Raw genomic sequence first — 23,989 nt, forward strand, 5'->3', positions numbered from 1 at the left:
CCCGGCAAATGAGCAGGATTTTGACGAGCATTGCCCTGATTGGGTGGATGGCGGGCGCAGGACTAGCGCAAGAGTTTTCCGGGCTTGCCCGGATCGATCCTGACCAATCCAGCGTGTCTGACGAGGGGCGCAAGGGTGTAGCGGTGACGCTCGAGTTGAGCCAGGGTGTTCCTTACCGCCTGTTCACCTTGTCCGAGCCACCACGCCTGGTGATGGATTTCAAAGAGGTCGACTGGACCGGATTGACCCAGGATGCCTTTGTTCAGACAGACCTGATATCACAAGTGCAATTCGGCACTTACGTTCCTGGCTGGTCGCGTTTGGTTCTTAATCTTTCTTCCCCAATGGAGGTGTCTCAGGCGGGTTTGAGGATTAATCAGACCACAGGCAGTGCGCGGTTGGAAGTTGAGTTATCTCCGGTCTCTGGTGACGTCTTTGCCGCGCAGGCGGGCGCGCCGAGTGACGCGCGTTGGGATTTGCCTGACCCGGCCGAGATCGCCGCGCCGCCCGAGCGGGCCGAAGACGCGCCCTTGCGGGTGGTATTGGACCCGGGTCACGGCGGTATTGATCCGGGCGCAGAAAGCGGGGCTGTCACTGAAAAGCACCTGATGCTGACCTTTGCCCGAGAGTTGGAAGAGCTGTTGTTGCGGACGGGCGGGTTCGAAGTGGCCCTGACCCGCAACAACGATTATTTTGTTTCGCTGGAACAACGCATTGCGCTGGCCCACCGTGCCGGGGCGGATGTGTTCATTTCTTTGCATGCGGATTCGCTGGCCGAAGGGTTGGCGCATGGCGCGACCGTGCATGTTTTGTCAGCCGAAGCTTCGGACATTGCCAGTGCCAAACTGGCCGAACGGCAGGACCGAGCGGATTTGTTGTCAGGAGTGGATCTGAGCGAAACAGATGATCAGGTCACGGATGTGTTGCTGGACTTGGCCAGAACCGAGACGCAACCGCGCACCAACACGCTTGCGCGTGCGCTGGTTGAGGGGATGGCGCAGCAGGGGGGACCGATGAACCGCCGTCCGTTGAGGTCAGCGGCGTTTTCGGTGCTCAAAGCCGCTGATATTCCATCTGTTCTGATTGAGATCGGTTTTTTATCCAGCCCGCGCGACCTGAAGAACCTGCAAAACCCCGAATGGCGTCTGTCCATGGCCGAAGGGATTCGCAACGGTTTGGTCAATTGGCGCAAACAGGACCTTGAGAACAAGGATCTGGTTCGCCAGTAAGTTTCAGGCGTCTATCAGGGCTGGTTTTAAAATAGCTTGCGCCTCATAGCTGCGCAGCAGCATGCGGGCTGCCTGGCCAAATCCGGCGCCCGGGGGGCCTGGCACATCTTCGTCAAATATTGCCGCGAGTTCTTGCAAGGCCTCTGATGACAGTTGATAGAGCGCTTCTTCCCCCAAAAACAGGGATTCTGCCGGAACGCCGTCTGCATCCAGAATTTCATGGCGATCAAGAAGGATGTGATAATAACGGATGTCGTCATCCGGCAACACGATTTCGACCCCCGGCCAATGACATAGGTCGCTGGCACACACCAGTGCCTCGGGCTCTCCGAACAGCAATTCGACCGCTGGCCCGCAAACCAAAATGCGGTGCTGCTGCGAGACATAGATGTCGTTGCGCGGTTGGCCACGTCCCAACGCGTCTTTGCCGATCCGCACCGGCTGCAAAGCGGGATCACGCTTCATCCGCCCCAGACGCACCGCGCTGGATTCAATCCACTTGATGTGTTGCAGGCCGCGATCCCGGGTCCAGACTTTATCACCGGGCTTCAACTCCTCGATCGGAGTGTAGCCGCGCACTGCCCGGATCAACGTGCCCATGACGAAACAGACGCCTTCGATGTTGATCGTGATCTGCTGTGTGTCGGTTTCCACAAAAAGCTGACCGCCCGGGCTGAAGGCAAAGACGCTGATCTCAACCTCGAATGTGTCTTGCACGATTTCACCATCGTCGAGTGCATCAAACTCGGCTGGGTCGACGGTGTAGGTCCAGACACCGGTGGTGCCATTGATGGTCGCTGTGCCCAGATCCGGAGCGTCAGAGATTTCCCAGGATGAAAAGAAGAATGACCAGCCAGGATTGGGAAGATCAACGATAGCGTCCAGATCGCCTATCGCGACATTGGGCGGGGATCCGGTGACGGATCCGGTTGTGTCTCCGGTGATCGTGATGTCGATCGCATCGCGTGGGGCGTTAGAGACCATCGTCGTTCTCCTCGGCCTTCAATTGCTTGCGAAACGCAGAGTCGCGGTACAGGCGCATGCGAACCCCGCCCTGTTCATCCCGGCGCCATTCCACGATGCGATTGGTGCCCAGATCGCTGTCCAGTCGGTTGGCGCGGACACGCGGGTGCGGGATCGATGTCTTGAGCTGCTCAACCATCTGCCGAACCTGCCCGAAAGGGGCCACCAGATCAATCAACCAGAAGGACTTGCCAGATGCGTAATCTTCGGGTTTGAGCGCCTGGCGTTTCAGCCCAAAGCGGCGTTCGGCCTGGTTCGACAACCCGGCAAACGTGACAAAGCCCCGCGGATACCCGTTCTGGCGAAAGATGTGATACTGGCCCAGACGCAAAGGCGTTTCGAAAGTATAGACGGCTTGGGTGAGCATGCGATCACGGTGTACTGGTGTCAGGGATGACAGGTACAGCATCGCGCCAATGTCGGCGTATTTCTCGGGTGGCAAGTCAAACCACCCTTTGGGAAAGTGCTTTGCCAAGCGCTGCTCGCCTTTTGGACTTGTGTTAGTTTTGTACAATGATGGTCCTTTGGGAGGCAGTTTGGCAAGAACCAAGAGCTTTCCATTTAGTTCTGTTGCCGTTTGCCCCCACGGCATTGGCCAAAAAACGGCGGATATTGGCCATTGCAGAGCTTTGACCCTGTGCGTAAGCCACCCTATATAGGGTCCACTTATCAAAGGTGGGCAGCTACGTGATCCGGTTCATTCTTTCGTTCTTTGGGGCGATCTTCAGTCTTGTGACCCTGGGGGTCTTCATGGTCGCTCTGACCATTGGCGGGGTGTTCTGGATGTATGGCCGGGACCTTCCCAGCCATGAATCATTGGCCCAGTACAAGCCCCCCACCATCAGCCGGATCTATTCTGGCGAGGGGCACTTGATCGACGAGTTCGCCAAGGAACGCCGCCTGTTCACACCATCCGAAGAGATTCCGGACCTGGTCAAACAGGCGTTCATTTCGGCCGAAGACAAGAATTTCTATACCCACCAAGGCTATGACATCCGCGGGATCGCCGCTGCGGGGTTTGAGGCCGTGCGCTCGCGTGGGCAAACTGTGCGTGGCGCGTCGACCATCACCCAGCAGGTAATGAAAAACTTTCTGCTCTCGGGCGACCGTAAGGCAGAACGCAAGATCAAAGAGATTATCCTTGCCGCGCGTCTTGAAGATACACTCGACAAGGAACAGATCCTTGAACTGTACATGAACGAGATCTTCCTGGGTCAGAACTCTTACGGTGTGACGGCTGCCGCACAGACCTATTTCAACAAGACCTTGCAGGAGCTTGCCCCGCACGAGGCGGCATTCCTGGCCTCGCTGCCCAAAGCGCCGTCGGATTACCATCCTGTGCGCCGCAAGGATCGCCTGCAGTCCCGTCGTGATTTCGTTCTGAAAGAGATGTACGAGAACGGCTATATCGATCAGGCAACCTATGAGGTTGAGGTGGCGCAACCGCTGCGCTCGGTTCAGAACGGCGATTTTGAAAGCTTCCGCACTGCATTGCCGCCCCGCGATTACTTTACCGACGAAATCCGCCGCCAGCTGAGCGAAGATTTTGGGGAGGGTGAATTCTTTACCGGTGGCTTCACAGTGCGGGCCTCGATCGACGAGCAAATGCAAGTCGAGGCGGCGGATGCTCTGCGCACCGCATTGCAAAAGTATGACCGTGGTCGCGGTCTGTGGCGTGGCACCGAACAGACCATCCCGACCGAGGCTTTGGGGGATGAGGCCAGCTGGCGCGAGGCGTTGCGCAAGACCGAGGTGTCGCGTGATGTTGATCTGGGGGGCAAATGGTATCCGGCGGTGGTGCTGAATGTCGCCGACCAGTCCCTGACCGTGGGTGTCGAAAAGAATGCGGGCACCGGCACTGTGCCGCGCTCGGACATCAAATGGATGAAGGGCAATTTCAAAGACAACTTTACCACTGGTGATGTGGTGCTGGTGCGCAAGGCCGAAGAGGGAGGTGACTGGTCGCTGCGCCAGGTGCCCGAAGTGCAGGGCGGCTTTGTCGCGATGGACGTGAATTCGGGCCGTGTTCTGGCGATGCAGGGCGGGTTCTCTTATCAGGATTCTGTGTTCAACCGCGCTACGCAGGCGCAGCGTCAGCCGGGGTCGAGCTTTAAGCCATTTGTTTACGCCGCAGCGCTGGACAGTGGATACAGCCCGGCCACAATCGTGGTGGACGCACCGATCGAAGTGAACACGCCACAGGGTTTGTGGCGGCCCAGGAATTCGTCGAACAAATTCTACGGTCCCACTCCGTTGCGGACGGGGATCGAAAGGTCGCGGAACCTGATGACCATCCGTCTGGCACAAGAGGTGTCGATGCCGGTGGTTGCGGGATACGCTGAACGGTTCGGGGTCTATGACCACATGGGGCCGTTCCTGGCTAATGCTTTGGGGTCAGAAGAAACCACGCTGTATAAAATGGTTGCGGCCTATGCGATGTTTGCCAACGGTGGCGAGCGGGTGGAACCCACGTTGGTGGACCGGATTCAGGATCGGTACGGCGAGACGATCTATCGCCACGATGACCGCGATTGCGTCAACTGTAACTCGGCCAACATTGCACCAAACGCGGCGCCCACCATCGTGACCAACCGCGAGCAGGTGATGGATGCGATCACCGCCTATCAGCTGACGTCGATGATGACTGGCGTTGTGGATCGCGGCACCGCCAGCCGCACTGTGAACTTGCCGGTGCCCGCAGCGGGCAAGACCGGCACCACAAACGAGGCCAAGGACGTCTGGTTCGTGGGCTTTACGTCAAACATCGTGGCGGGTTGTTACATCGGTTATGATCGCCCGCGCGCGCTTGGCCGTGGGGCTTCGGGTGGGGGCATGTGTGGCCCCGTGTTCCAGAGTTTCATGGAAGAAGCGGTCAAGAAATACGGTGGTGGCCCGTTCGACGTGCCGCCCGGTGGTCATTTCATCAAGATCGATCGCTTTACCGGTGGCCGTTTGCCGGACGATGCTTCGGGTGAATATGTGGTGGCGGAATATTTCCGCGACGGCGAGCAGCCGATCTTTGGCCTGACGTATGACGGAGGCTTTGCCATGGGGTCTGATTTGCCGCTCTTTGACGAAGTGCAGCAATCGGGGCAGCAGGTCACCACATCGACCGGCGAAACCACCACAGTGGGACCCAAAGCAAACTTTGGCACCGTCAGTTCCGGGGGGCTTTACTAATTCCCACAGGGAACAAGACATGCCCAAAAAACCATTGATCCCGCCGACACTGTCAGCGCGCCCCGATCAACTTGCGATCTCGCCTGGCATACTGTCAGGCGGTCATGTCTTTTTGACCGGAATGACGGGCAGCGCGGCCGATGGCACTATGCCGCAGGACGCCGAAGCCCAATTCCGGTCGGCTTTTGGGAAAATTGCCGAGGTGCTGGCCGAAGCTGATCTTACCCTGGACGCAGTTGTTGAGATGACCACCTATCATGTCGGTATGGAGGATCATTTCGAGGTGTTCGACCAAGTGCGCCTAGACGTGTTGTCCGCACCATATCCCGCTTGGACTGCGGTCGAAGTGGTCGGGCTGCGCCGCAAGGGGGCTCTGGTCGAGATCAGGGCAATTGCCGCTGTTGAGTGCTAGGTGTTTCTTGCACAGGCAAGAAGAACTGAAAGCAAATTGGCCTCTGGGTCGTCGGTTAACGCACCGTTGGCGCGCCAGACAATGGAGAGCGCGCATTTGACAGCGGCCCACTGCGCCAGCCTTGCTTGAGGAAGGTTCAACGCTTCCGCATAAATGCCACGGCTCCAGGCGATCCAGGCTGGGTCGCGCAGCAAGTCGGGCAGGGCGCCGGGATAGCGAAAGGCGTTGGCCAGCTCGTATCCGATGTCACCATGATAGCCCTTGGCGTCCAACACGCGCGGACCTGCTTGTGTCACGATAACGTTTGAATGGTGAAGATCCCCGTGCAGGGGGCGCAGGTCCGTGGCAGTGCTCAGCAAGTGTCGCGCCAGAGAACAGGCATCTTTAGGTTTCTGCCCACGAGGGTAGGGTATTCATCTGTGCGGTGGACGCTTAACAAAGGTGCAAGTACATCGCCCACATCGGGCAGGTCCAACACAGGATGGATCGGCGTTTCATGCAGGCGGTGCGCGACCTCGGCCAACACCAAAACGGCCCGTTTTGGGTCATCCTTGGTCGCTATTTCCGCCAGCGACGTTCCCTCCAGCCACTCCATCAAAACGGCAGGTCCATCTTCGGCCAGAATACGCACGGCGCCCCGGTCGGCCCAGGCCCGTAACAGCATAGAACCCGCCGCTTCATTCCCGCGATTGGCGCGTTTGTGCAGTTTGAGAACGACCTGTGCGCCATCCGCCTACCGAACATGCCACAAGGTCGCCCCAGCCGTCTGGGTCAGCGGTTCCGGATCGCTTAAAACAAGCCGTGCAAGCGCTTGTTTCAACCCTTGATGCATTCCCACCTCAGTCACCTTGTAGAGCGTCTCTGGTCTTGGTATCACGCAAGCCTGACCAAGCAAATCGAGACCCGACCATGCGCGCCGAGACCCAAAACATCGTGACCGAGATCGAAAAATCGCTGGAGCTTCTGGCTCAGCGGATGGATCACGAAACGGCGCCCTTTCGGCTTGAAGAATTCAACGCCCGCGTCGAGGACCCCAACTTGTGGGACAACCCCGAAGCGGCGCAAAAGCTGATGCGCGAGCGTCAAGCGCTGGTCGATGCCTTGGACACGTTCACTTCCATCAAGACCGACCTGAGCGACAACATCGAGCTGATCGAATTGGGCGAGATGGAAGAGGACGAAGAGGTCGTCAAAGACGCCGAAGAGGCGTTGGCCGCTCTTGGAGTGAAGGCGGCAGAGAAAGAGCTTGAAGCGTTGCTGGATGGCGAAGCGGACAGCAATGATACCTTCCTTGAGATCAACTCGGGCGCGGGTGGCACCGAAAGCTGTGACTGGGCGTCGATGCTGGCGCGGATGTACGTCCGCTGGGCCGAGAAAAAAGGCTATAAGGTTGAACTCCAGTCCGAGAGCGCGGGCGAAGAGGCAGGGATTAAATCGGCGGCTTACAAGATTTCCGGGCACAACGCCTATGGCTGGTTGAAGTCCGAAAGCGGCGTGCACCGTCTGGTGCGGATTTCGCCCTTTGACAGCGCCGCCAAGCGTCACACCTCGTTCAGCTCGGTCTGGGTTTATCCGGTGGTGGATGACAACATCGAAATCGAAGTGAACCCTGCCGATATTCGCATCGACACCTACCGGTCGTCTGGTGCCGGTGGTCAGCACGTGAACACCACCGACTCGGCTGTGCGGATCACCCACAACCCAACGGGTATCGTTGTGACCAGCTCGGAAAAGTCACAGCATCAGAACCGCGACATCGCCATGAAAGCGTTGAAATCGCGGCTCTATCAGATGGAGTTGGACCGCCGGAACGCCGACATCAATGCTGCGCATGAGGCAAAGGGCGATGCAGGTTGGGGCAACCAGATCCGGTCGTATGTTTTGCAGCCCTATCAGATGGTCAAGGACCTGCGCACCAACCACGAAACCTCGGACACCAAGGGTGTGCTGGATGGTGATCTGGATGGGTTCATGGGGGCCACGCTGGCCATGGACGTATCGGGTAAGTCTCGGGCCGAGGCGCGAGGCGAAGACTAAGCGCCTTGGGGGCGTTAACTCTATTCCACGCGGCGACTCCCTCCTGACTGATTTTTGAGAAGATAAGGTAGCGATGGCTCCGCATTGGCGGCGTCCGGAAAAGATTCATTCAAACTGTGGCTTTTAATGGAAATTCCGCACGGCTAGGCTGACCCGACACCAAGATGCAAGGGGGAGCGGAATGGATGTGAGCCAGGTTTCGGCCACAGAGCTGGTAGCGGATTTGCGGGGAGGGCGGTTAAGCGCTGCTCAAATGATGCAAGCCACATTGGATCGGATTTCTGCGGTCAATGGGCAGGTCAACGCAATCGTGGCCCTGCGCGATGCCGATGCCCTGATGCGTGAGGCTGAAGCGGCGGATCAGGTCAAAGAGCGTGGGCCGTTGCATGGGCTGCCGATAGCGGTCAAAGACCTGGTTAATGTCGCAGGCATAGCATCAACCAGCGGCTCGCCGTCACTCAAGGATTTTGTGCCGGAAAAGGATGATGAGCTGGCTCGGCGTCTGCGCGCAGCAGGTGCCATTCTGATCGGCAAGACCAACACACCCGAATTTGGGTTGGGCTCTCACACGTTTAATCCGGTTTATGGCGCGACCTGCAATCCCTATGATGCCAGCCGCAGTTGCGGCGGATCATCGGGTGGCGCGGCGGTGGCGCTAGCGACAGGGATGCTGGCGTTGGCTGATGGGTCCGACATGATGGGCTCGCTGCGCAATCCAGCGGCTTGGAACAATGTCTATGGTCTGAGGCCAAGCTGGGGGCATGTACCGTCCGAGCCGGTAGGCGAGGTGTTTCTGCACCAGTTGTCCACCCTTGGACCCATGGCGCGCAGTCCAGAAGACATCGGACTGCTGCTCGACGTGCTCTCGGGTCCTGACCCGCGCCACCCGCACGGGATGCCAAGCGCGCCGGTGTCGCCGGTTGAGGCTCGTGACATGGATGGGCTGCGCATCGGTTGGCTTGGTGATTGGGGCGAGGCCTTTCCGACAGAGGATGGAATTCTTGCGCTTTGCGAGCAGGCGCTTGGTGTCTTTGCTGATCTGGGATGTCGCGTCGAGTCTGTACCGCCTCCTTTTGCGAGCGAAGAGATATGGGAGAGCTGGGTGAACTTGCGGTCTTGGGCCGTGTCGAACTCACTTGGTCCGCTGTTAGAAGCGCACGAAGACCTCAAGGACAGCGCCATTTGGGAGGTCGAGCGCGGGTTGGCCCTGACCGGTCGTCAGATCCAGCGGGCGAGCGCCATCCGGTCGGATTGGTTCCGCTGTGCGGCAGAGATATTCGAGCGTTATGATGCGCTGGTTCTGCCATCGGCGCAGGCCTGGCCTTTTGACGTAAGTCAACCTTATCCGACGCAGATAAATGGGATCGGGATGGACACCTACCACCGCTGGATGCAGGTAACGGTTCCGGTCAGCCTGATTGGGCTTCCCGCTCTGGCGGTTCCGGCTGGTTTCGGCGCGACAGGTTTGCCGATGGGCTTGCAACTGTTCGGTAAACGAGGGAGCGACGCGGCTTTGCTGAGCTTGGGCGCGGCCTACCATGCGGCAACGCAATGGCCACAAGTACGACCTGCTAAATCGGGTGCAATGGAGAGAGCAAAACAGTGACGAAACCTTTTGGCGTTCCCCCTCTTTATCCGGCGTCGGTGTCGATGTTGCGGCTTGCATTATCCTTGGGATGGTCTGACTTTCTCAAAGCACCTCTTTATGGGGTGTTGTTTTCGGGCCTTTACATCATCGCGGGTTGGGCGATGTATTGGATCACGGTGAGCACCGGGACAACTTTTTGGCTGGTGCTGGCCGCGATTGGCTTTCCCCTGATCGGGCCGTTTGCCGCCGTTGGTCTTTACGAAGTGTCACATCGGTTGAAACAGGGTCAGCCGTTGGAGTTTGGCGCGATCCTGGGGGTCGTCGTGCAACAAAGCCGCCGTCAGTTGCCCTCGATCTGTGCCATTATCGTGGTGGTGTTCCTGTTCTGGTTCTTCCTGGGCCACATGATCTTTGCGCTGTTCCTGGGTCTTTCGACGATGACCAATATCTCGTCTTCCTTCGAGGTGTTCCTGACTTTGAACGGGATCACGATGCTTGCATTTGGTACGATCGTGGGCGCACTTTTTGCCCTGTTGCTGTTTATGATCACTGTTCTGGCCATACCGATGTTGCTCGATCGCGAGCTGGACTTCGTGACCGCGATGATTTCAAGCTTTGCCTATGTTAAAACAAATGCTGTGGTCATGCTGGGGTGGGCGGCCTTCATCGCATTGGCGACATTTGCGGCACTGATCCCGGGCTTCTTGGGTCTTTTTGTCGTCTTGCCATGGTTGGGGCACGCAAGCTGGCATCTGTACGAACAGATCACCACCGAGCCTGCGACCTGAACCAAGACCGCTGCCGCAGGTGTTTTGTCCGGCGGGCTGCCACAAGAGAGGCTCACGCGGGCGCAGCCCGCGTGAGCTCGGCCCAACGGGAGGAGGTGTTTCGCCAGAAACATCGACGACGGGCGGGAGCGCCTCTTTCACTTAAAGGACAGGGGTGTTTGTTTCTCGACCATGTTGTGCCAGTTGGCTGCGCAGCTCATCGGCAATGGGCAGGCCCAGTTCCAGCGCAAAGATCATGGCGTGGGTTAGAAAGAAACACGCGGTGTCCATGTCTTTGGCTTGGTCTGCGGCCTCGGTGTACAAATCCACCAAGGCACGTGTGTCCCCTGTTTCATGCGCCGCCAGCAACCGGTCGTTCAGGTCGCTCATTCCGCGGCCTTCAACCCTCGGTAAGCTTGCAACTTGCTCGCGACCCAGTCGTGAAACACATGCGTTGGCCCATCCATCGCCGGAGAGAAGCGGCCGCCATCGAATCCGGGTGCCGCGCGACCCTTTTGCATGCCTTCGACGACAAAGATGTCTTCTTCGAAAACCGTTTTCCACTGCTCAGAATTCTTACGACGCAGCTCAGGGCTCGTGTCGTCCGTTGTATAGAATAGGTGCACATTCTCTACCGTGCGATCCTGCGCCTCGGGCACCAGAATGATGGCAAAGCTATGATCTCGGTGAACGCCTAGAAGAACGTTGGGATAAACGGCAATGTATTCGGCGGCTGTGTCCCACTTTTCGCTCAACCCCTCAAAGTCGGCAAAAACTTCGCCGTTGTCACCGGCAAGCTGGCGATAAACCAGGGTGCCCTGACCGGAATACGATCCGCGTTGTTGGATGTGATAGTGATCTTCCAGCCGAGAATAGCTGTTAAGCCCCGGATGCACCCAAGGCAGGTGATAGCTCTCGCAATAGTTCTCGACCGCAAGCTTCCAGTTGCAGTTTACCGCCAGTTGGAACCGACTGTCGGCGCCGCCGTGAAAGATGGGTTTGTCGAACTCGGACCAGCGACGCAGCAAATCGGCGTTTGCCTCTTCGAATGCCGGAGCGTTTCCAGAAATATTGATCCAGACTACCCCCATCCAGATGTGGCTGCGCACCTCGATCAGGCCCAAAGTGTCGCGATCAATGCCGTCATGGGTGTTCTGCCCGGGCCCACCCACGTGCGGGGTTGAGACCAGGCGCCCTTGGGTGGAATAGCACCAGCTGTGATAGGGGCAGCGGATTGCGCCTTCGATCTTGCGCGGCTCTTCCACCAGGATCATGCCGCGATGGCGGCAGATGTTTTGAAACACACGAACAGCGCCGTCACGTCCGTGCAGAAGCAGTAGAGGCATGCCCAGATACGTCAAAGGTACGGCATCGCCTGCCTCGGGCACGTCCGCGGTCACGGCCAGACCAGCCCATCCGTTGGCCAAAAGCGCCTGGTTTTCTTCGGCAAACACGGCCGGATCGGTGTAATGGGCGTTCGGCAGACCGTTGGCACGTTCAATCGGTTGGGTCACGTCCGAGAGGCTGGTGGTGGCTGTTGTCATGTCTGGCTCCATATTCCTGGGGACCAGAAAACACGAACAGCAGATGCCAGCCATTCAATCAGCGACGTGGGTTTGCAGGAAACGACATAGGTGTCGATTCCCGCAAACGAAGTCTGCGCAAGGTGTTATCTAAAGGGATCTTGCGGTTGCAACAGCCGCCGATGGAACGGCATCAAATCCTCTTCGGACAAGAAACCCGATGTTCGGGCCGCCTGAAAGATGCTGCCGCGGTCGCTTCCTAAATGTTCATACACCATGCGTGCTGCACGGGTGCCTGTGACGCTTTCGCGGACAGTGCGAGTGACATAGCCGACCCAAAAATTGTTTTCGAACGAGGCCACGCGCGACAGGTAGTTGAATGAACATGTCATTGCATTGCGACGCGAGATGACAAGAGCAACCCCATCTTCCTGTCGCGTTACAAATCCGCGGAATTCCCGTGTGGGGGCATCCGTTGATAAGCCTTGTTGCGCCATCGCGTCCTTGGCTTCATAGCCACGGACATATGTTTGCCCTTCGAAGCGATAGACATAAACCAGGCCAACAATGAACTGCGTGTCGTTCACAAAACTTCGACGCGAGAAGCGATAAAACCCACTCGGGAATGACTCTTCCGGCAAGTTGTTGACGCCAGCACCGAAAAATTCGTCCAGAATGGGACCGTTCAGGATATGGCCCTGAGACGGGATATTTGCGACAGGGTCTAGCAGAATGCGCGCATCGACGTCAAAAAAGACGCAAATCCGCTCCAGAACATCTGGTCTAGGAAAGCTCTCTCCGGACAAGTAACGGTTGAACTGTGTCCTGTTGATGCCCAACCTTCGAGATAACTCAGAGATTGAACGGTATTGCCGGGCAAGGCTGCGCAAGTTTTCCCCAAACATGTTGCGCAACTCCGCCGGTGTGCGTGTTGACTTGGTCATTTGTGCCCCAGCACTGTTATTCATTCTTTGTTCGAAACCAAAAAACGGACGAGTGGCGGCCGTTTTTGAACCAATATCGCACCATTGACGCAATTTAACGTCAAGTGAGACGCGCAAATGCGTCACAAAGCTATCGAGCTAGACACAAAAAGCAATAGCAAGACGCGCAAATAAGCATGTTTGTGGCATCAAATTTGTCCCAATCTTAAGGAAAACGATAGAATGGAATGGAATATGTTTGGTGTAGTTCTTTGGAGTGATCCAACCGACCACAAAGCGGTCATCTGGTGCGAAGATCAAGGTGACCTGGCGTTCTATCGCCATAAGGATGAAACGCAGAATTTGTCGTTAGAGGCAGGCGACTGGGTACAGTTCGACGTGGAGATGCAGCGCCAGCAACGACTTGCCTGCAATCCTAGGCTGATTCAGGGTGGCGCGTGCCGGTCTTTGCCGGACATGCTGACCGCTGCGCGCGAAGAAATGAGTGCAGGCTTGGAGCAGGGGGCCAATGATCGGGGGACTAGCAACGGTCAAGCGGCTAATGTCATTCCGTTCACGCCTGTTGGTCGCCCCGTTGGGGCAACCAAGATCGAGAGCAAAGCCCGCCACGCATAAGCGTCAGGCCCAGGTCCCAAAAATGCGTCAGTCGCCGCGTAACAGTGCGGCGACACCAGTGCGGGCAATCTCAGCTAGACCCAAAGGGCGCATCAGATCGGCAAAGGCGTCGATCTTGTCGGGCGCACCGGTGATTTCAAAGACAAACGAGGTCAGCGTGCTGTCGACAACATTGGCGCGGAAAATATCCGCCAACCGCAGCGCCTCGACCCGCTTTTCGCCGTCGCCGACAACTTTCAGCATCGCCAGTTCACGTTCGACTGAGGGGCCTTCGACGGTCAGGTCATGAACATCGTGAACAGACACGATGCGACCCAGCTGCGCCTTGATCTGTTCAATCACTTGCGGTGTTCCGGTGGTGACGATGGTGATGCGGCTCAGGTGGCCGGTGTGATCCACTTCGGCAACGGTCAGGCTTTCGATATTGTAACCGCGTCCCGAAAACAGGCCAATGACACGCGCCAGAACACCGGGTTCGTTTTCCACCAGCACGGCAATGGTGTGGCGTTCCTGAACATCTGAAAAGTTCGGACGTAGGTTATAGGCGGAATGGCGCGTGGCGCCTTTTTTGATGTGTAGGGCAGACATTTGCGTCCCTTTCCTAAAGTCGTTGGCGCATCTAGGGTGTGGCCTGCGCCGAATTCCGTAAGACAGGCGGTGTTGGTTAAACCAGCACCGAACCCTTTGAATCGATCACGCCCTGCGTCTCGGCCTCGCCAAGCAGCATTTCGTTGTGCGCCTTGCCCGACGGGATCATCGGGAAGCAGTTCTCGTGCTTCGCGACCAGACAGTCAAAGATCACTGGTCCGTCGTGGTTGATCATTTCCATGATCGCGTCATCCAGATCAGCCGGATCAGAGCACAGGATACCCTTGGCACCAAAGGCCTCGGCGAGTTTGACGAAGTCGGGCAGCGCCTCGGACCAGCTGTGCGAATAGCGTTCGCCATGCAGCAGCTCTTGCCACTGGCGCACCATGCCCAGGCGTTCGTTGTTCAGGATGAACTGTTTGACCGGCAGACGGTACTGCGTCGCCGTGCCCATTTCCTGCATGTTCATCAACCAAGATGCCTCGCCGGCCACGTTGATCACCAGTGCATCAGGGTGGGCCATTTGCACACCGATAGAGGCGGGAAAACCGTAACCCATGGTGCCCAGGCCGCCGGATGTCATGAAACGGTTAGGATCTTCGAAGCCCAGGTATTGCGCCGCCCACATCTGGTGCTGGCCCACTTCGGTGGTGATGTAGCGGTCGTGGTCCTTGGTCAGTTCCTCAAGCCTCGCCAGCGCGTGCTGAGGCTTGATGGTTTTGCCTTCTTGCGTGAAGGCCAAACAGTTGACCTTGCGCCAGTCGCTGATCTGCGCCTGCCACTGGGCTACGTTCGCGGAATCTGTCTTGCGACCACGTGATTTCCAGACTTTCAGAATATCCTCGAGCACATGGGCCACATCGCCCACGATCGGGATGTCGACGCGGATCACCTTGTTGATCGAGCTGGGGTCGATGTCGATGTGTGCTTTTTTGGAATCCGGGCTAAACGCATCAATGCGACCGGTGATCCGGTCGTCAAAGCGGGCCCCGATGTTGATCATCAGGTCGCAGTCGTGCATCGCCATGTTGGCCTCGTACAAACCATGCATGCCCAGCATCCCGATCCAGTTGTCACCGGATGCCGGATAGGCGCCAAGGCCCATCAACGTCGAGGTGATCGGAAAGCCGGTGGCTTCCACCAGTTCGCGCAGCAATTGGCTGGCCGCAGGGCCAGAGTTGATCACGCCGCCACCGGTGTAGAATACCGGCTTTTTGGCGGTTTCCATTGCAGCGACCAATTCGGTGATCTCTTGCATGTCACCCTTAACGGTCGGGTGATAGTGCGAGGCCGAAGGTTTCGGACCTTGGTATTCGCCGTTGGCAAACTGTACGTCCTTGGGTATGTCGATCAGAACCGGGCCGGGGCGGCCAGCAGTTGCGACGTGGAATGCCTCGTGGATGGTGCTCGCCAGCTTGTCGGTCTCTTTCACCAGCCAGTTGTGCTTGGTGCAGGGGCGGGTGATGCCCACGGTATCGGCCTCTTGGAAAGCGTCTGAACCGATCATGAATGTCGGAACCTGACCAGTCAAAACCACAATCGGGATTGAATCCAACAGCGCATCGGTCAGGCCGGTCACCGCATTAGTGGCACCGGGACCCGATGTCACCAGTGCGACACCCGGTTTCCCTGTTGATCGTGCATATCCCTCGGCGGCATGCACCGCGCCCTGTTCGTGGCGTACCAGGATGTGGCGGATGTCGTTTTGCTGGAAAATCTCATCATAAATCGGCAGAACGGCGCCGCCTGGGTATCCAAAGACGGTGTCGACGCCCTGATCCTTGAGGGCTTGAACTACCATTTTTGCGCCGGTCATTTCACGTGTCATCTGCTTTGCTCCATTGGCGACATGCGTCCTGTTTGCATAAAAAAAGCCCCCGAACTTTCGGAGGCGCATGGGTCAGATTGTGGTCTACCGTTACCGGCCCATGCGCGTTGTTCCTACGATTACGACTAGCTTTGTCATCGCCAGCGGCTCCTTTTTGCTTGGAGGGGACATTATGAGCGGCGCGCGGGGGCGTCAACAGGCAATGTGGGTGAATTAGTATCTTCAAGAGGTGATTTTGCGACATTTTCTTGCGTAAGCCGGGGGTATCGGTGAAATATCCGCGAAATTACCTGGCGCGACACCTGTGTGACGGCAATACCCGAGGTCTGAATCCGTCATTGCCTTGTCCAAAACATGCCAGATCGGCGAAGTTTGGAGTGGCAGGCTGAAGGCATTGGAAGGTTTTCAGGAGGTGAGCGATGGAATTGCACGATCTTGTGGATCTTGGGCGCTATCCCATCGACCGGCCCGACAGCCCGGCTTTTGAACGCATGATCATGGACCTGCGCCGCGAGCTGGACACTGACGGGTGTGCAGTGTTGCCGGGGTTCGTGCACGGAGATGGGATTGTGGCGCTGGTGAACGAAGCTGATGGCGTAGCGCCACAGGCGCATCGCTCGTTTGGGCGCACCAATGCCTATTTCAGTCAGGATGATCCCAAGTTGCGGCGCACCCACCCGATACGGCAGTTTTTCGATCGCTCCAACGCTTTTGTGCCCGCCGACAACTTCCCCGCCAAGGGATCATTGCGGCGGATTTACGAGTATCCGGGGTTCATGCCGTTCATTCGCGCGGCTCTGGATGAGCCCGAGGATCGGTTCTTTCGCTATGACGACCCGCTGGCGGATGTGATCATAAACGTGGTGGAGGAAGGGCAGGGGTTCCCTTGGCATTTCGACACCAACAATTTCACGGTTACGCTGGCGATCCAGAACGGCGAGACAGGCGGCCAGTTCGAATATGTGCCGGGATTGCGGACCAGCGAGGACGAGAATTTCGGGGGCGTTGCACGAGTGTTGGGTGGTGACATGCGAAATGTCCGGCAGCTGGAGTTGCAACCCGGTGATCTTCAGATCTTCAAGGGGCGCTATTCCTTGCACCGAGTGGCCGCAGTCAAAGGCGAGCGGACACGATACGTCGGAATCTTTTCCTTTGTCGAAACCGAAGGCATGTGTGGTGGGGTCGAACGCACCAAGCAGCTGTATGGCCGCGTTTTGAAGCACCACTATGACCGCGAAGGGCGTCGATCGGATCAATTGTTGGATTAATCCAGAAGGGCTCCCGCCCGGTTCACGCGCATCGTAGATGCACTGAAACCCGTTGGGCGTGGCAGCCCTGCGGGGCTTTGCCCCTTGTGCTGCTGGGCGTGGCGCTTAGAGCGGGGCGCCGGTGCCCTGTAGCATGCCGTGTTCCATGGCGTAGCGGGTCAGCCCAGCCGTCGAAGAGATGCCCAGCTTGCGTTTGATATTTTTGCGGTGAGTTTCCACCGTACGGACCGAGATGTCCAAGGCGATGGCGACCTCCTTGTTGGACTTGCCCTGTGCCAGTTGCAGCAGAATGGTCTGCTCGCGCCCCGTCAAAGCCTCGCGCGTGGTGCCGTCCTTGGGCTCCAGCGATCCCTTGGCCCCTGTGCACAGATAGCGTTCGCCATTCATGACCGTGTCGATGGCCTGTTTGATCTCGTCCGTGGGTACGTCTTTGAGCACATAGCCCATGGCACCGTGACTGAGGGCCGTAGAGATGTATTCGGGGCTGTCATGCATCGACAAGATCAGGATACGGGTGTCCGGGGCACGTTCCAGAATAATCTCGGTGGCAGAGAGCCCGCCCAGACCGGGCATGTTCAAATCCATCAGGATCACGTCTGGTTTCAAGGCAACGGTTTGATCCACCGCCTCCTGGCCGTTGCCGAGCGTGCCGACAACTTCGATATCTTCATAGCTTTCCAGAATTGACTGAATCCCTTCGGCGACCATGGGGTGATCGTCGACGATCAGCACGCGCACGGTGTCTGTTGTCATGACGTCATCTCCTTTGGCACGGTTTCGTCGTGTGGTGGCAACAAGTGGGACAGGGGCAGATGCACTTCGATCACCGTTCCGCTTTGCGCGCCGCGTGATGACAGAATGCGCAGGGTGCCGTCAAGTTGCTCGATCCGTTCCTGCATGTTGCGCAGGCCAAGGCCCGAGCTGACGTGATCGGGGCCAGAGCTGATGCCGCGCCCGTTGTCGGTGATCCGCATGGTAGCACCTTTTTTGTGGCCACGCAGGTCCATGGTCATGTGGGTTGCGCCGGAGTGGCGTTCGATGTTTGTCAGTGCCTCTTGCGCGATGCGGTAGAGCGCAATTTTGGCGTCCTGATCCAGACGGTTGCGGAAAACCACCGTCGTGAAATCGGTCTCGATCCCGGTGCGTTCGCTGAAATCGTCTGTCAGCGCCTTGAGCGCGGGGCCAAGGCCCAGATCATCCAATACGCCAGGACGCAGGTCGCGGCTGATGCGGCGCACTTCGGTGATGGCGGTGCCCAGGTTATCAAGGCCCTTGTCCAGCGGTTCCTGCGCGCCGTCATGATCGCCGCGCGCCAAACGGCGGCGGGTGTTGTCGAGCGCATAGCGCACCCCAACCAGAATCTGGCTGATCCCGTCATGCAGCTCGCGCGCCACGCGGCCGCGCTCTTCTTCTTGGGCGTCAAACACGCGCTGGGTCAGTTCCTTAAGCTTGGCATCGGCAAGGCGGCGTTCGCGGATATTGAGCATCATGCCTGACAGAAACACACTCAGCAGCGCGCCAAGGGTGATCGCGCCGATATAGACGAACGTGCGCTGAACGCGGGCCTCGACTTCGGCTCTTGCGGCAGCGACCGAGGCCAGGACATCGTCGATGAACACGCCCGTGCCTACGGCCCACCGCCAGCTTTGAAAGCCGGTGACATAGGCGACCATCTGCGCCTCTTCGCCGGTGGATGGCTTGGGCCACATGAAGGTGTGCCAACCCGCGCCCTGTCGGGCCAGGCGGATCAGCTCGTCCACCACCGGCGTACCGGCGCTGTCGGTCAGGCCGACCCAGTTTTCATTGATCATCTCGGTCTGGCGGGGACTGACAATGTTGGTGCCGTCGTATTCGTAGACAAAGAAGAAGCCGTCAGTGCCATAAATCATGGCCGACAGTATCTGCGTGACTTGATCCTTGGCGTTTTGGTCGTCTGGCTGAGCTGAGCCATAGATGTAATAGAACCCGTTGCGCGCCTGGGTGACATAGTTGCGCAGCTCGGCCTTCTTGGCCTCAAGCAATTGCTGTTCCAGTGCATCTATTTCACGGTCGGCCAGAGCGCGGCTTTGATAGGCGACCAGCGCAGCAATAGCGGCAACGGCACAGATCAAAGGCAATGTCGCCAAAAGCGAAAGCTTCTGCGCATAGTTGGGCCGTAGGATGTTGGTCAGAAACCGCATGGCGAATCGATACGAGAAGTTGAGCCAAAAAGCAAAGCGGTGAGAAAAATACATGTAACACTTGATCCAAATCGAAGTGATTTCAGTAACTTTCCGCACGTCAAAGGCAAAAAAAACGATTTCTACGCAGTACTAGGTATTCACATCAAAATGAGGTTCGCTAGGCTTGCGACACTGACAACGATCCGTCCGCGCCTTGTAAGAGGGGGAGCGGGCAACGAACAATTTTGGGAGGAATGTCTCTAATGGATCGCCGTTCTTTTTTGAAAACATCCGCACTGGGCGGTAGCGCCGCAGCTGCCACCACTCTGGCAGCCCCGGCCTATGCACAGGGCAAGAAGGTCCTGACCATGGTTCAGTCCTGGCCGCGCGGATTTGCGGTTTTGGATGATGCATCCAGCTATATGGTTGAAATGGTTGGCGCCATGTCCGACGGTCAGTTGACCATCGACAAGAAAGCTCCGGGCGAGTTGGTGGGTGCGCTGGAAGTGTTCGACGCCGTGTCGTCGGGCCAGGCGGACATGTATCACTCGGCTGACTACTACTATATCGGTCAGCACCCGGGGTACGCCTATTTCACCGCTGTGCCTTTTGGCGGTACCGCGCAGGAACTGACCAACTGGTACTACCACGGCGGCGGCGAAGAGCTGCACGACGAGCTGGGTCAGATCTTTAACATGAAAGGTCTGCTGGCCGGCAACTCGGGCTCGCAGTCCGGTGGTTGGTTCCGCAAGGAAATTAACTCGGCCGCTGACTTTAACGGTCTGAAGTTCCGTATGCCGGGTCTGGGCGGTAAAGTCCTGGGTAAACTGGGCGCATCCGTGCAGAACATCCCCGGTGGTGAACTGTATCAGGCGCTGTCTTCGGGCGCGCTGGACGGTCTGGAGTGGGTTGGCCCGTTCGCCGACGAACGCGCCGGTTTCCAGGAAGTCGCCAAGGTCTACTACACCGCTGGTTTCCACGAGCCGGGCTCGGGCCTGTCGTCGTCGGTTAACCTGGACGTCTGGAACGACCTTTCGCCTGCGCATCAGGCGATCTTGCGCAATGCATCGATGGCTGTGACCCATTATCAGCTGTCGGAAACTCTGGCCAACAATGGCGCGGCACTGGCCCGTCTGCAGGCACAGGGCGTCAAAACCCTGCAGTTCAGCGATGATGTCTGGGATGCGTTTGGCGCAGCTTCGAAAGAAGTTATGGACGAGAACATGAACGACGAGCTGTTCGCAAAGATCCGCAACAGCTTTGAAGATAGCCTCAAGACTTCGTCCGCATGGATCGAAAAGTCGGACGGCTACTATGTTCAGCAGCGTAACCGCGTACTGGGCGGTTAATCTGACCGTTAACACGAAAGGGGCCCCGGTTCGGGGCCTCTTTTGCAGTTCACCCGGACCCATCTGAAAAGGACCCGAATACGGGCGACAGATGGGCAGATCGGGGACAAACTGGGGGACACCATGCAGGAAGAGAGTTCTGCCAGCCTCGGCTCGGCGTTCGGGGCCCTATGGAATGGGCTGCTGTGGACGCTGCAAAACATTGCCGAAGCGTTTTGGAATATTGGATACGCCGTTGCGAACCCGTCGCTGTGGCTGGATTGGTCCAACAAAGAAGCGGTCATGCGCTTCGTTTACTACGGGGGATCGGTGGAGTTCTTCTTTGCCGTCTTTGCTATTGTTCTGGTGATCACGATCATCGGCATGATCCGCAATCAGTTCATGTGGGGCTGTGTGCGTGTCCTGGAAGGGTTCGCCAACACGGTTGGCCGCTTCTTTGCCTGGGCCGGTCTGCTGATGGTTCTGCAACAGATCATCATCGTCTTTATCCAGCGGATTTTCACCCGCCCGGACATCGTGTTCGCCTTTGGCATTCCGCTTCAGTATGACATCAGCTGGTACGCGGAAATGTTGAAGTTCTACAATGCGTTGGTGGTCTCTCTTTGTGTGACTTATGCCTTTGTACAGGGTGGTCATGTGCGTGTTGACCTGATCTACTCGGCGGTCAAATTCCGCACCAAAAAGGTCATCGACATGTTCGGCTCGGTCTTCTTCATGATTCCGACCGCAACGCTGATTTGGATGTACGGCTGGTACTTCATGTGGCGTCACTTGATCGTGCCGAAACCTTCGGCCAGTGACACGCTGGACCGCCTTCTGCTTAAATCGCGCGCGATGCGCTGGAATGTGGAAACCATCGGCTTTTCGCCCAACGGGTTCACCGCCTACTTCCTGTTCAAGATCCTGCTGGTGGCGTTCGCCGGTCTGGTCTTTCTGCACGCGATTGCCTTTTTCTACCGCTCGTATCTTGAGTTCATTGAGGGCGAAGGCAGCGAAAACAAATACCTCGACAAGGACAGCCTTGGTGAGGGTGAAGAAGCCTTTGAAGGCGTTCATTGAGAATAGGAACTTAAGCTATGCTATTCGGTCTTGATGGCGTCGAAGTCGGCCTCATTATCGTGTTCTTCTGCCTCTTCGGGGGCATCCTGTCCGGGTTTCCGGTGGCTTTCGCCATCGGCGGCGCCGGCATCATCTCATTCGGTATCATCGCCGCGCTCGACAGCGCGGGGCTGCTGATCCACCAAGCCATCGACACATCGTCGACGGTTTACCGGGATCTGGTCAATTCGGGCGTTAAAGCCGATAGTATCTCGGTCTTCCGATACCCAGACTTGCCAACGGTCGCCGAAGCGGTCTTTCCCAAAGGCTGGGAAACCGCCATGGACCGTAACATCTCGTTCATCGTCAACCGTATGAACGAACGGGTTCTGGCGGGCCAGTCGATCGAAACCCTGTTGGCGGTTCTGATGTTCGTCCTGATGGGCATCACGCTGGAGCGGTCCAAGATCGCTGACGACCTGCTGACCACCATGGCGCGAGTCTTTGGCCCGCTGCCCGGCGGTCTGGCCGTGTCGATTGTTGTTGTGGGGGCGTTCCTTGCGGCCTCGACCGGTATCGTTGGTGCGACTGTTGTGACCATGGGGCTTCTGGCGTTGCCTACGATGTTGCGCAACGGGTATTCACCCGAGCTGGCAACTGGGGTCATCGCCGCGTCAGGCACGTTGGGGCAGATCATTCCGCCCTCGATTGTGATCGTTCTGCTCGGTACATTGGCCGGTGACTTGTATTCGGCCGCACAAGAAAGCCGTGCAGTTGCCGCGGGTTGTACCGATGCGTTGACCTATTTGGGCAAACCGGCTGTTGTGTCTGTTGGTACGCTGTTCCAGGCGGCACTGTTGCCGGGGATCATGTTGGCGCTGCTCTATGCGTTGTATGCCTTTGGTTATGCGATGCTGAACCCGGACAAAGCACCTGCGGTGGCTATGGGTGAATCCAACAACGAACCTATTACCCGTAACGAGGGCCTGTTGTGGTTCCTTGCAGCACCCATCGGCCTGATCGGCGGCGCGTTCCTGTTGGGCAGCGTTGGTCTGATCGGCTCGCAAGACATTACCGTCTCGGCGTTCTCGGACATCGGTGAAGGTGCCAGCTTGCGCACCAACGTTGGTCCGGAATGCCAGGCGTCGATGATCGAACTGCACGGGCAAGAAGCGTGGGATACCGCAATCACCGAACAGAAAGCGATTTCTGATGCGGGTGGGGTGACACAAAGCGAACGCCTGAGTGATGAGCAGATCGCCGAGGCCCGCACGGCCAAGATCGCCGCCGCTGCGCCGATTGGCACAGGGTTGGCTGTTCTGGCGGTTTTGCTGGGGCTGACGCTGATCCTGGGTCGCGGTATTGCGCCGTCCAAGGACACCAAGCCGCTGATTGTCGGGGCCATTGGCCTGCTGCTGGTGGTGTTGGTTGATGTGCTCTTGGTCACGCCAACGACGTCCGCGGGTGTGATGGTGATCATGATGGCGATCCCGGCGGTGATTACCCTTTATGGCTGTAAAGAGGCCGCGATCCGCGCCACCAAGAATGAGCTGATCCGCGTGGTGTTCCCACCGTTGGTTCTGATCATCGCGGTTCTGGGCTCGATCCTGGGCGGTATCACCAACCCGACGCCGGCTGCGGCGCTTGGGGCAGGTGGGGCCATTATGCTTGCGGCCTATCGCAAGCTGCAAGACGACGGGCGTTCGGGCAAGGTCATCATCATGTCCACCTTTGCGATCCTGATCTGTATCCTTGTGGGCATCAACTTTGACCTGCGGATCAATCAGGACGGTGTCAGCGTCGAAAGCTGGATCGCTTTCTTTGTGGCCTATGCAGCGTATCTGTACGCTCTGTTTGGTCTGATCTTTGGCTGCTGGGTTCTGTATGGCGGTGGGGTTCTGTCACCGGTCGTGCGTGAAACGGCCAAAGTGACGTCGATGGTCTTTACCATCCTGATCGGTTCGCAGTTGCTCAACTTAGTGGTCATTTCTTTTGGTGGTGAGCATTACATTCAGCAGTTCCTGAAGAGCTTTGACAATGAGTTCACGGTCTTCCTGATCGTGATGCTGGTGCTCTTCATCCTGGGCTTTGTGCTCGACTTCCTGGAGATCATCTACATCGTGATCCCGATCGTGGGGCCGGTGATATATGGTGGGTCGTTCGACCCGAAATGGGTCACGATCATGGTGGCGGTGAACCTGCAGACCTCGTTCCTGACGCCACCCTTTGGCTTTGCGCTGTTCTACCTGCGCGGCGTGGCCCCAAAAGAGGTGACAACAGGGCACATCTACCGCGGGATCCTGCCGTTTGTGCTGATCCAGGTTGCGGGACTTGCGATCCTGTGGACCTTCCCCAGCATTGTGACCATCATCCCGGACCTGATCCCGAATTGATGTCGGTACTGATCTGAAACACCAAAAAGGGGCCGCAAGGCCCCT

The 23,989-nt window shown here is 57.7% G+C and carries 21 protein-coding genes and 1 pseudogene; 11 read left to right on the forward strand and 11 right to left on the reverse strand.

Annotated elements, in window-relative coordinates; genetic code table 11:
- The first annotated feature begins 8 nt into the window (after positions 1 to 8).
- Positions 9 to 1,229: an N-acetylmuramoyl-L-alanine amidase gene (locus G6R15_RS04475; protein WP_164658570.1), complete on the forward strand. Its 1,221-nt coding sequence runs from the start codon at positions 9 to 11 to the stop codon at positions 1,227 to 1,229.
- A gap of 3 nt (positions 1,230 to 1,232) precedes the next feature.
- On the opposite strand, the gene G6R15_RS04480 is transcribed toward G6R15_RS04475, so the two are convergent.
- Both G6R15_RS04480 and G6R15_RS04485 read right to left on the reverse strand, forming a co-directional pair.
- On the reverse strand, positions 1,233 to 2,213 hold the full coding sequence (locus tag G6R15_RS04480; RefSeq protein ID WP_164658571.1) for a Hint domain-containing protein: 981 nt from the start codon (positions 2,211 to 2,213) through the stop codon (positions 1,233 to 1,235).
- Complete coding sequence (locus G6R15_RS04485; protein ID WP_164658572.1) at positions 2,203 to 2,727, reverse strand: toxin-activating lysine-acyltransferase; 525 nt, start codon at positions 2,725 to 2,727, stop codon at positions 2,203 to 2,205. The genes G6R15_RS04480 and G6R15_RS04485 overlap by 11 nt, the downstream gene beginning before the upstream one ends.
- A gap of 212 nt (positions 2,728 to 2,939) precedes the next feature.
- On the opposite strand from G6R15_RS04485, the gene G6R15_RS04490 reads away from it, so the two are divergent.
- Together G6R15_RS04490 and G6R15_RS04495 are read left to right on the forward strand one after the other, a co-directional pair.
- Complete coding sequence (locus G6R15_RS04490; protein ID WP_164658573.1) at positions 2,940 to 5,432, forward strand: penicillin-binding protein 1A; 2,493 nt, start codon at positions 2,940 to 2,942, stop codon at positions 5,430 to 5,432.
- A gap of 19 nt (positions 5,433 to 5,451) precedes the next feature.
- Positions 5,452 to 5,844 carry a RidA family protein gene (locus tag G6R15_RS04495; protein WP_164658574.1) on the forward strand — a complete coding sequence of 131 codons (393 nt, stop codon included), beginning with the start codon at positions 5,452 to 5,454 and terminating at the stop codon, positions 5,842 to 5,844.
- Here G6R15_RS04495 and G6R15_RS22985 read toward each other — a convergent pair.
- Both G6R15_RS22985 and G6R15_RS22990 read right to left on the reverse strand, forming a co-directional pair.
- On the reverse strand, positions 5,841 to 6,203 hold the full coding sequence (locus G6R15_RS22985) for an aminoglycoside phosphotransferase family protein (RefSeq protein WP_164658575.1): 363 nt from the start codon (positions 6,201 to 6,203) through the stop codon (positions 5,841 to 5,843). The genes G6R15_RS04495 and G6R15_RS22985 overlap by 4 nt on opposite strands.
- Positions 6,197 to 6,565, reverse strand: a pseudogene (locus G6R15_RS22990) (aminoglycoside phosphotransferase family protein); the annotation flags it as partial. The gene G6R15_RS22985 and the pseudogene G6R15_RS22990, both read right to left, overlap by 7 nt.
- 188 nt (positions 6,566 to 6,753) lie before the next feature.
- Between G6R15_RS22990 and prfB the strand changes: the two are divergent.
- From prfB to G6R15_RS04520, 3 genes are all read left to right on the forward strand, one after another.
- Positions 6,754 to 7,881, forward strand: coding sequence for a peptide chain release factor 2 (prfB, locus tag G6R15_RS04510; protein WP_164658576.1), 1,128 nt, complete (start codon positions 6,754 to 6,756; stop codon positions 7,879 to 7,881).
- Positions 7,882 to 8,062: 181 nt separating this feature from the next.
- Entirely contained in the window at positions 8,063 to 9,487 is a 1,425-nt protein-coding gene (locus tag G6R15_RS04515; RefSeq protein ID WP_164658577.1) for an amidase, read from the forward strand.
- A 44-nt stretch (positions 9,488 to 9,531) separates the two neighbouring features.
- Complete coding sequence (locus tag G6R15_RS04520; protein ID WP_164659259.1) at positions 9,532 to 10,257, forward strand: DUF2189 domain-containing protein; 726 nt, start codon at positions 9,532 to 9,534, stop codon at positions 10,255 to 10,257.
- 141 nt (positions 10,258 to 10,398) lie between these two features.
- On the opposite strand, the gene G6R15_RS04525 is transcribed toward G6R15_RS04520, so the two are convergent.
- The 3 genes from G6R15_RS04525 to G6R15_RS04535 form a co-directional block, all read right to left on the reverse strand.
- On the reverse strand, positions 10,399 to 10,626 hold the full coding sequence (locus G6R15_RS04525) for a hypothetical protein (RefSeq protein ID WP_164658578.1): 228 nt from the start codon (positions 10,624 to 10,626) through the stop codon (positions 10,399 to 10,401).
- Positions 10,623 to 11,780, reverse strand: a complete 1,158-nt coding sequence (locus tag G6R15_RS04530) for an aromatic ring-hydroxylating dioxygenase subunit alpha (RefSeq protein WP_164658579.1) — start codon at positions 11,778 to 11,780, stop codon at positions 10,623 to 10,625. The genes G6R15_RS04525 and G6R15_RS04530 overlap by 4 nt, the downstream gene beginning before the upstream one ends.
- 125 nt (positions 11,781 to 11,905) lie before the next feature.
- Positions 11,906 to 12,703: a helix-turn-helix domain-containing protein gene (locus tag G6R15_RS04535; RefSeq protein WP_164659260.1), complete on the reverse strand. Its 798-nt coding sequence runs from the start codon at positions 12,701 to 12,703 to the stop codon at positions 11,906 to 11,908.
- A gap of 222 nt (positions 12,704 to 12,925) precedes the next feature.
- Here G6R15_RS04535 and G6R15_RS04540 point away from each other — a divergent pair, with 222 nt between their 5' ends.
- On the forward strand, positions 12,926 to 13,318 hold the full coding sequence (locus G6R15_RS04540) for a hypothetical protein (protein ID WP_164658580.1): 393 nt from the start codon (positions 12,926 to 12,928) through the stop codon (positions 13,316 to 13,318).
- Between the two features lie 27 nt (positions 13,319 to 13,345).
- Here the strand turns inward: G6R15_RS04540 and ilvN are convergent, their stop codons facing one another.
- Both ilvN and G6R15_RS04550 read right to left on the reverse strand, forming a co-directional pair.
- On the reverse strand, positions 13,346 to 13,906 hold the full coding sequence (gene ilvN / locus G6R15_RS04545) for an acetolactate synthase small subunit (protein ID WP_164658581.1): 561 nt from the start codon (positions 13,904 to 13,906) through the stop codon (positions 13,346 to 13,348).
- A 76-nt stretch (positions 13,907 to 13,982) separates the two neighbouring features.
- Complete coding sequence (locus tag G6R15_RS04550) at positions 13,983 to 15,734, reverse strand: acetolactate synthase 3 large subunit (RefSeq protein ID WP_164658582.1); 1,752 nt, start codon at positions 15,732 to 15,734, stop codon at positions 13,983 to 13,985.
- 419 nt (positions 15,735 to 16,153) lie between these two features.
- Here G6R15_RS04550 and G6R15_RS04555 point away from each other — a divergent pair, with 419 nt between their 5' ends.
- On the forward strand, positions 16,154 to 17,002 hold the full coding sequence (locus G6R15_RS04555; protein ID WP_164658583.1) for a hypothetical protein: 849 nt from the start codon (positions 16,154 to 16,156) through the stop codon (positions 17,000 to 17,002).
- A gap of 105 nt (positions 17,003 to 17,107) precedes the next feature.
- On the opposite strand, the gene G6R15_RS04560 is transcribed toward G6R15_RS04555, so the two are convergent.
- Both G6R15_RS04560 and G6R15_RS04565 read right to left on the reverse strand, forming a co-directional pair.
- Entirely contained in the window at positions 17,108 to 17,755 is a 648-nt protein-coding gene (locus tag G6R15_RS04560) for a response regulator transcription factor (protein WP_164658584.1), read from the reverse strand.
- Positions 17,752 to 19,182 carry a cache domain-containing protein gene (locus tag G6R15_RS04565; RefSeq protein WP_164658585.1) on the reverse strand — a complete coding sequence of 477 codons (1,431 nt, stop codon included), beginning with the start codon at positions 19,180 to 19,182 and terminating at the stop codon, positions 17,752 to 17,754. Before G6R15_RS04565 ends, G6R15_RS04560 begins: the two co-directional genes overlap by 4 nt.
- A gap of 245 nt (positions 19,183 to 19,427) precedes the next feature.
- Here G6R15_RS04565 and G6R15_RS04570 point away from each other — a divergent pair, with 245 nt between their 5' ends.
- From G6R15_RS04570 to G6R15_RS04580, 3 genes are all read left to right on the forward strand, one after another.
- Positions 19,428 to 20,513, forward strand: coding sequence for a TRAP transporter substrate-binding protein (locus G6R15_RS04570; RefSeq protein ID WP_164658586.1), 1,086 nt, complete (start codon positions 19,428 to 19,430; stop codon positions 20,511 to 20,513).
- A 123-nt stretch (positions 20,514 to 20,636) separates the two neighbouring features.
- The gene (locus tag G6R15_RS04575; protein ID WP_164658587.1) at positions 20,637 to 21,572 is read left to right on the forward strand and encodes a TRAP transporter small permease subunit; all 936 of its coding nucleotides are present in this window, start codon (positions 20,637 to 20,639) and stop codon (positions 21,570 to 21,572) included.
- A gap of 17 nt (positions 21,573 to 21,589) precedes the next feature.
- On the forward strand, positions 21,590 to 23,944 hold the full coding sequence (locus G6R15_RS04580; RefSeq protein ID WP_164658588.1) for a TRAP transporter large permease subunit: 2,355 nt from the start codon (positions 21,590 to 21,592) through the stop codon (positions 23,942 to 23,944).
- The last annotated feature ends 45 nt before the right edge of the window (positions 23,945 to 23,989 follow it).

This window comes from Tropicibacter sp. Alg240-R139, assembly GCF_900537075.1.
GTDB lineage: Bacteria > Pseudomonadota > Alphaproteobacteria > Rhodobacterales > Rhodobacteraceae > Falsiruegeria.

Coding starts and splice junctions, on each gene's coding strand:
- G6R15_RS04475 (WP_164658570.1), top strand. CDS start 9: ATGAGCAGGATTTTGACGAGCATTGCCCTGATTGGGTGGATGGCGGGC.
- G6R15_RS04480 (WP_164658571.1), bottom strand. CDS start 2,213: ATGGTCTCTAACGCCCCACGCGATGCGATCGACATCACGATCACCGGA.
- G6R15_RS04495 (WP_164658574.1), top strand. CDS start 5,452: ATGCCCAAAAAACCATTGATCCCGCCGACACTGTCAGCGCGCCCCGAT.
- prfB (WP_164658576.1), top strand. CDS start 6,754: ATGCGCGCCGAGACCCAAAACATCGTGACCGAGATCGAAAAATCGCTG.
- G6R15_RS04515 (WP_164658577.1), top strand. CDS start 8,063: ATGGATGTGAGCCAGGTTTCGGCCACAGAGCTGGTAGCGGATTTGCGG.
- G6R15_RS04520 (WP_164659259.1), top strand. CDS start 9,532: ATGTTGCGGCTTGCATTATCCTTGGGATGGTCTGACTTTCTCAAAGCA.
- G6R15_RS04525 (WP_164658578.1), bottom strand. CDS start 10,626: ATGAGCGACCTGAACGACCGGTTGCTGGCGGCGCATGAAACAGGGGAC.
- G6R15_RS04530 (WP_164658579.1), bottom strand. CDS start 11,780: ATGACAACAGCCACCACCAGCCTCTCGGACGTGACCCAACCGATTGAA.
- G6R15_RS04535 (WP_164659260.1), bottom strand. CDS start 12,703: ATGACCAAGTCAACACGCACACCGGCGGAGTTGCGCAACATGTTTGGG.
- G6R15_RS04540 (WP_164658580.1), top strand. CDS start 12,926: ATGGAATGGAATATGTTTGGTGTAGTTCTTTGGAGTGATCCAACCGAC.
- ilvN (WP_164658581.1), bottom strand. CDS start 13,906: ATGTCTGCCCTACACATCAAAAAAGGCGCCACGCGCCATTCCGCCTAT.
- G6R15_RS04550 (WP_164658582.1), bottom strand. CDS start 15,734: ATGACACGTGAAATGACCGGCGCAAAAATGGTAGTTCAAGCCCTCAAG.
- G6R15_RS04555 (WP_164658583.1), top strand. CDS start 16,154: ATGGAATTGCACGATCTTGTGGATCTTGGGCGCTATCCCATCGACCGG.
- G6R15_RS04560 (WP_164658584.1), bottom strand. CDS start 17,755: ATGACAACAGACACCGTGCGCGTGCTGATCGTCGACGATCACCCCATG.
- G6R15_RS04565 (WP_164658585.1), bottom strand. CDS start 19,182: ATGCGGTTTCTGACCAACATCCTACGGCCCAACTATGCGCAGAAGCTT.
- G6R15_RS04570 (WP_164658586.1), top strand. CDS start 19,428: ATGGATCGCCGTTCTTTTTTGAAAACATCCGCACTGGGCGGTAGCGCC.
- G6R15_RS04575 (WP_164658587.1), top strand. CDS start 20,637: ATGCAGGAAGAGAGTTCTGCCAGCCTCGGCTCGGCGTTCGGGGCCCTA.
- G6R15_RS04580 (WP_164658588.1), top strand. CDS start 21,590: ATGCTATTCGGTCTTGATGGCGTCGAAGTCGGCCTCATTATCGTGTTC.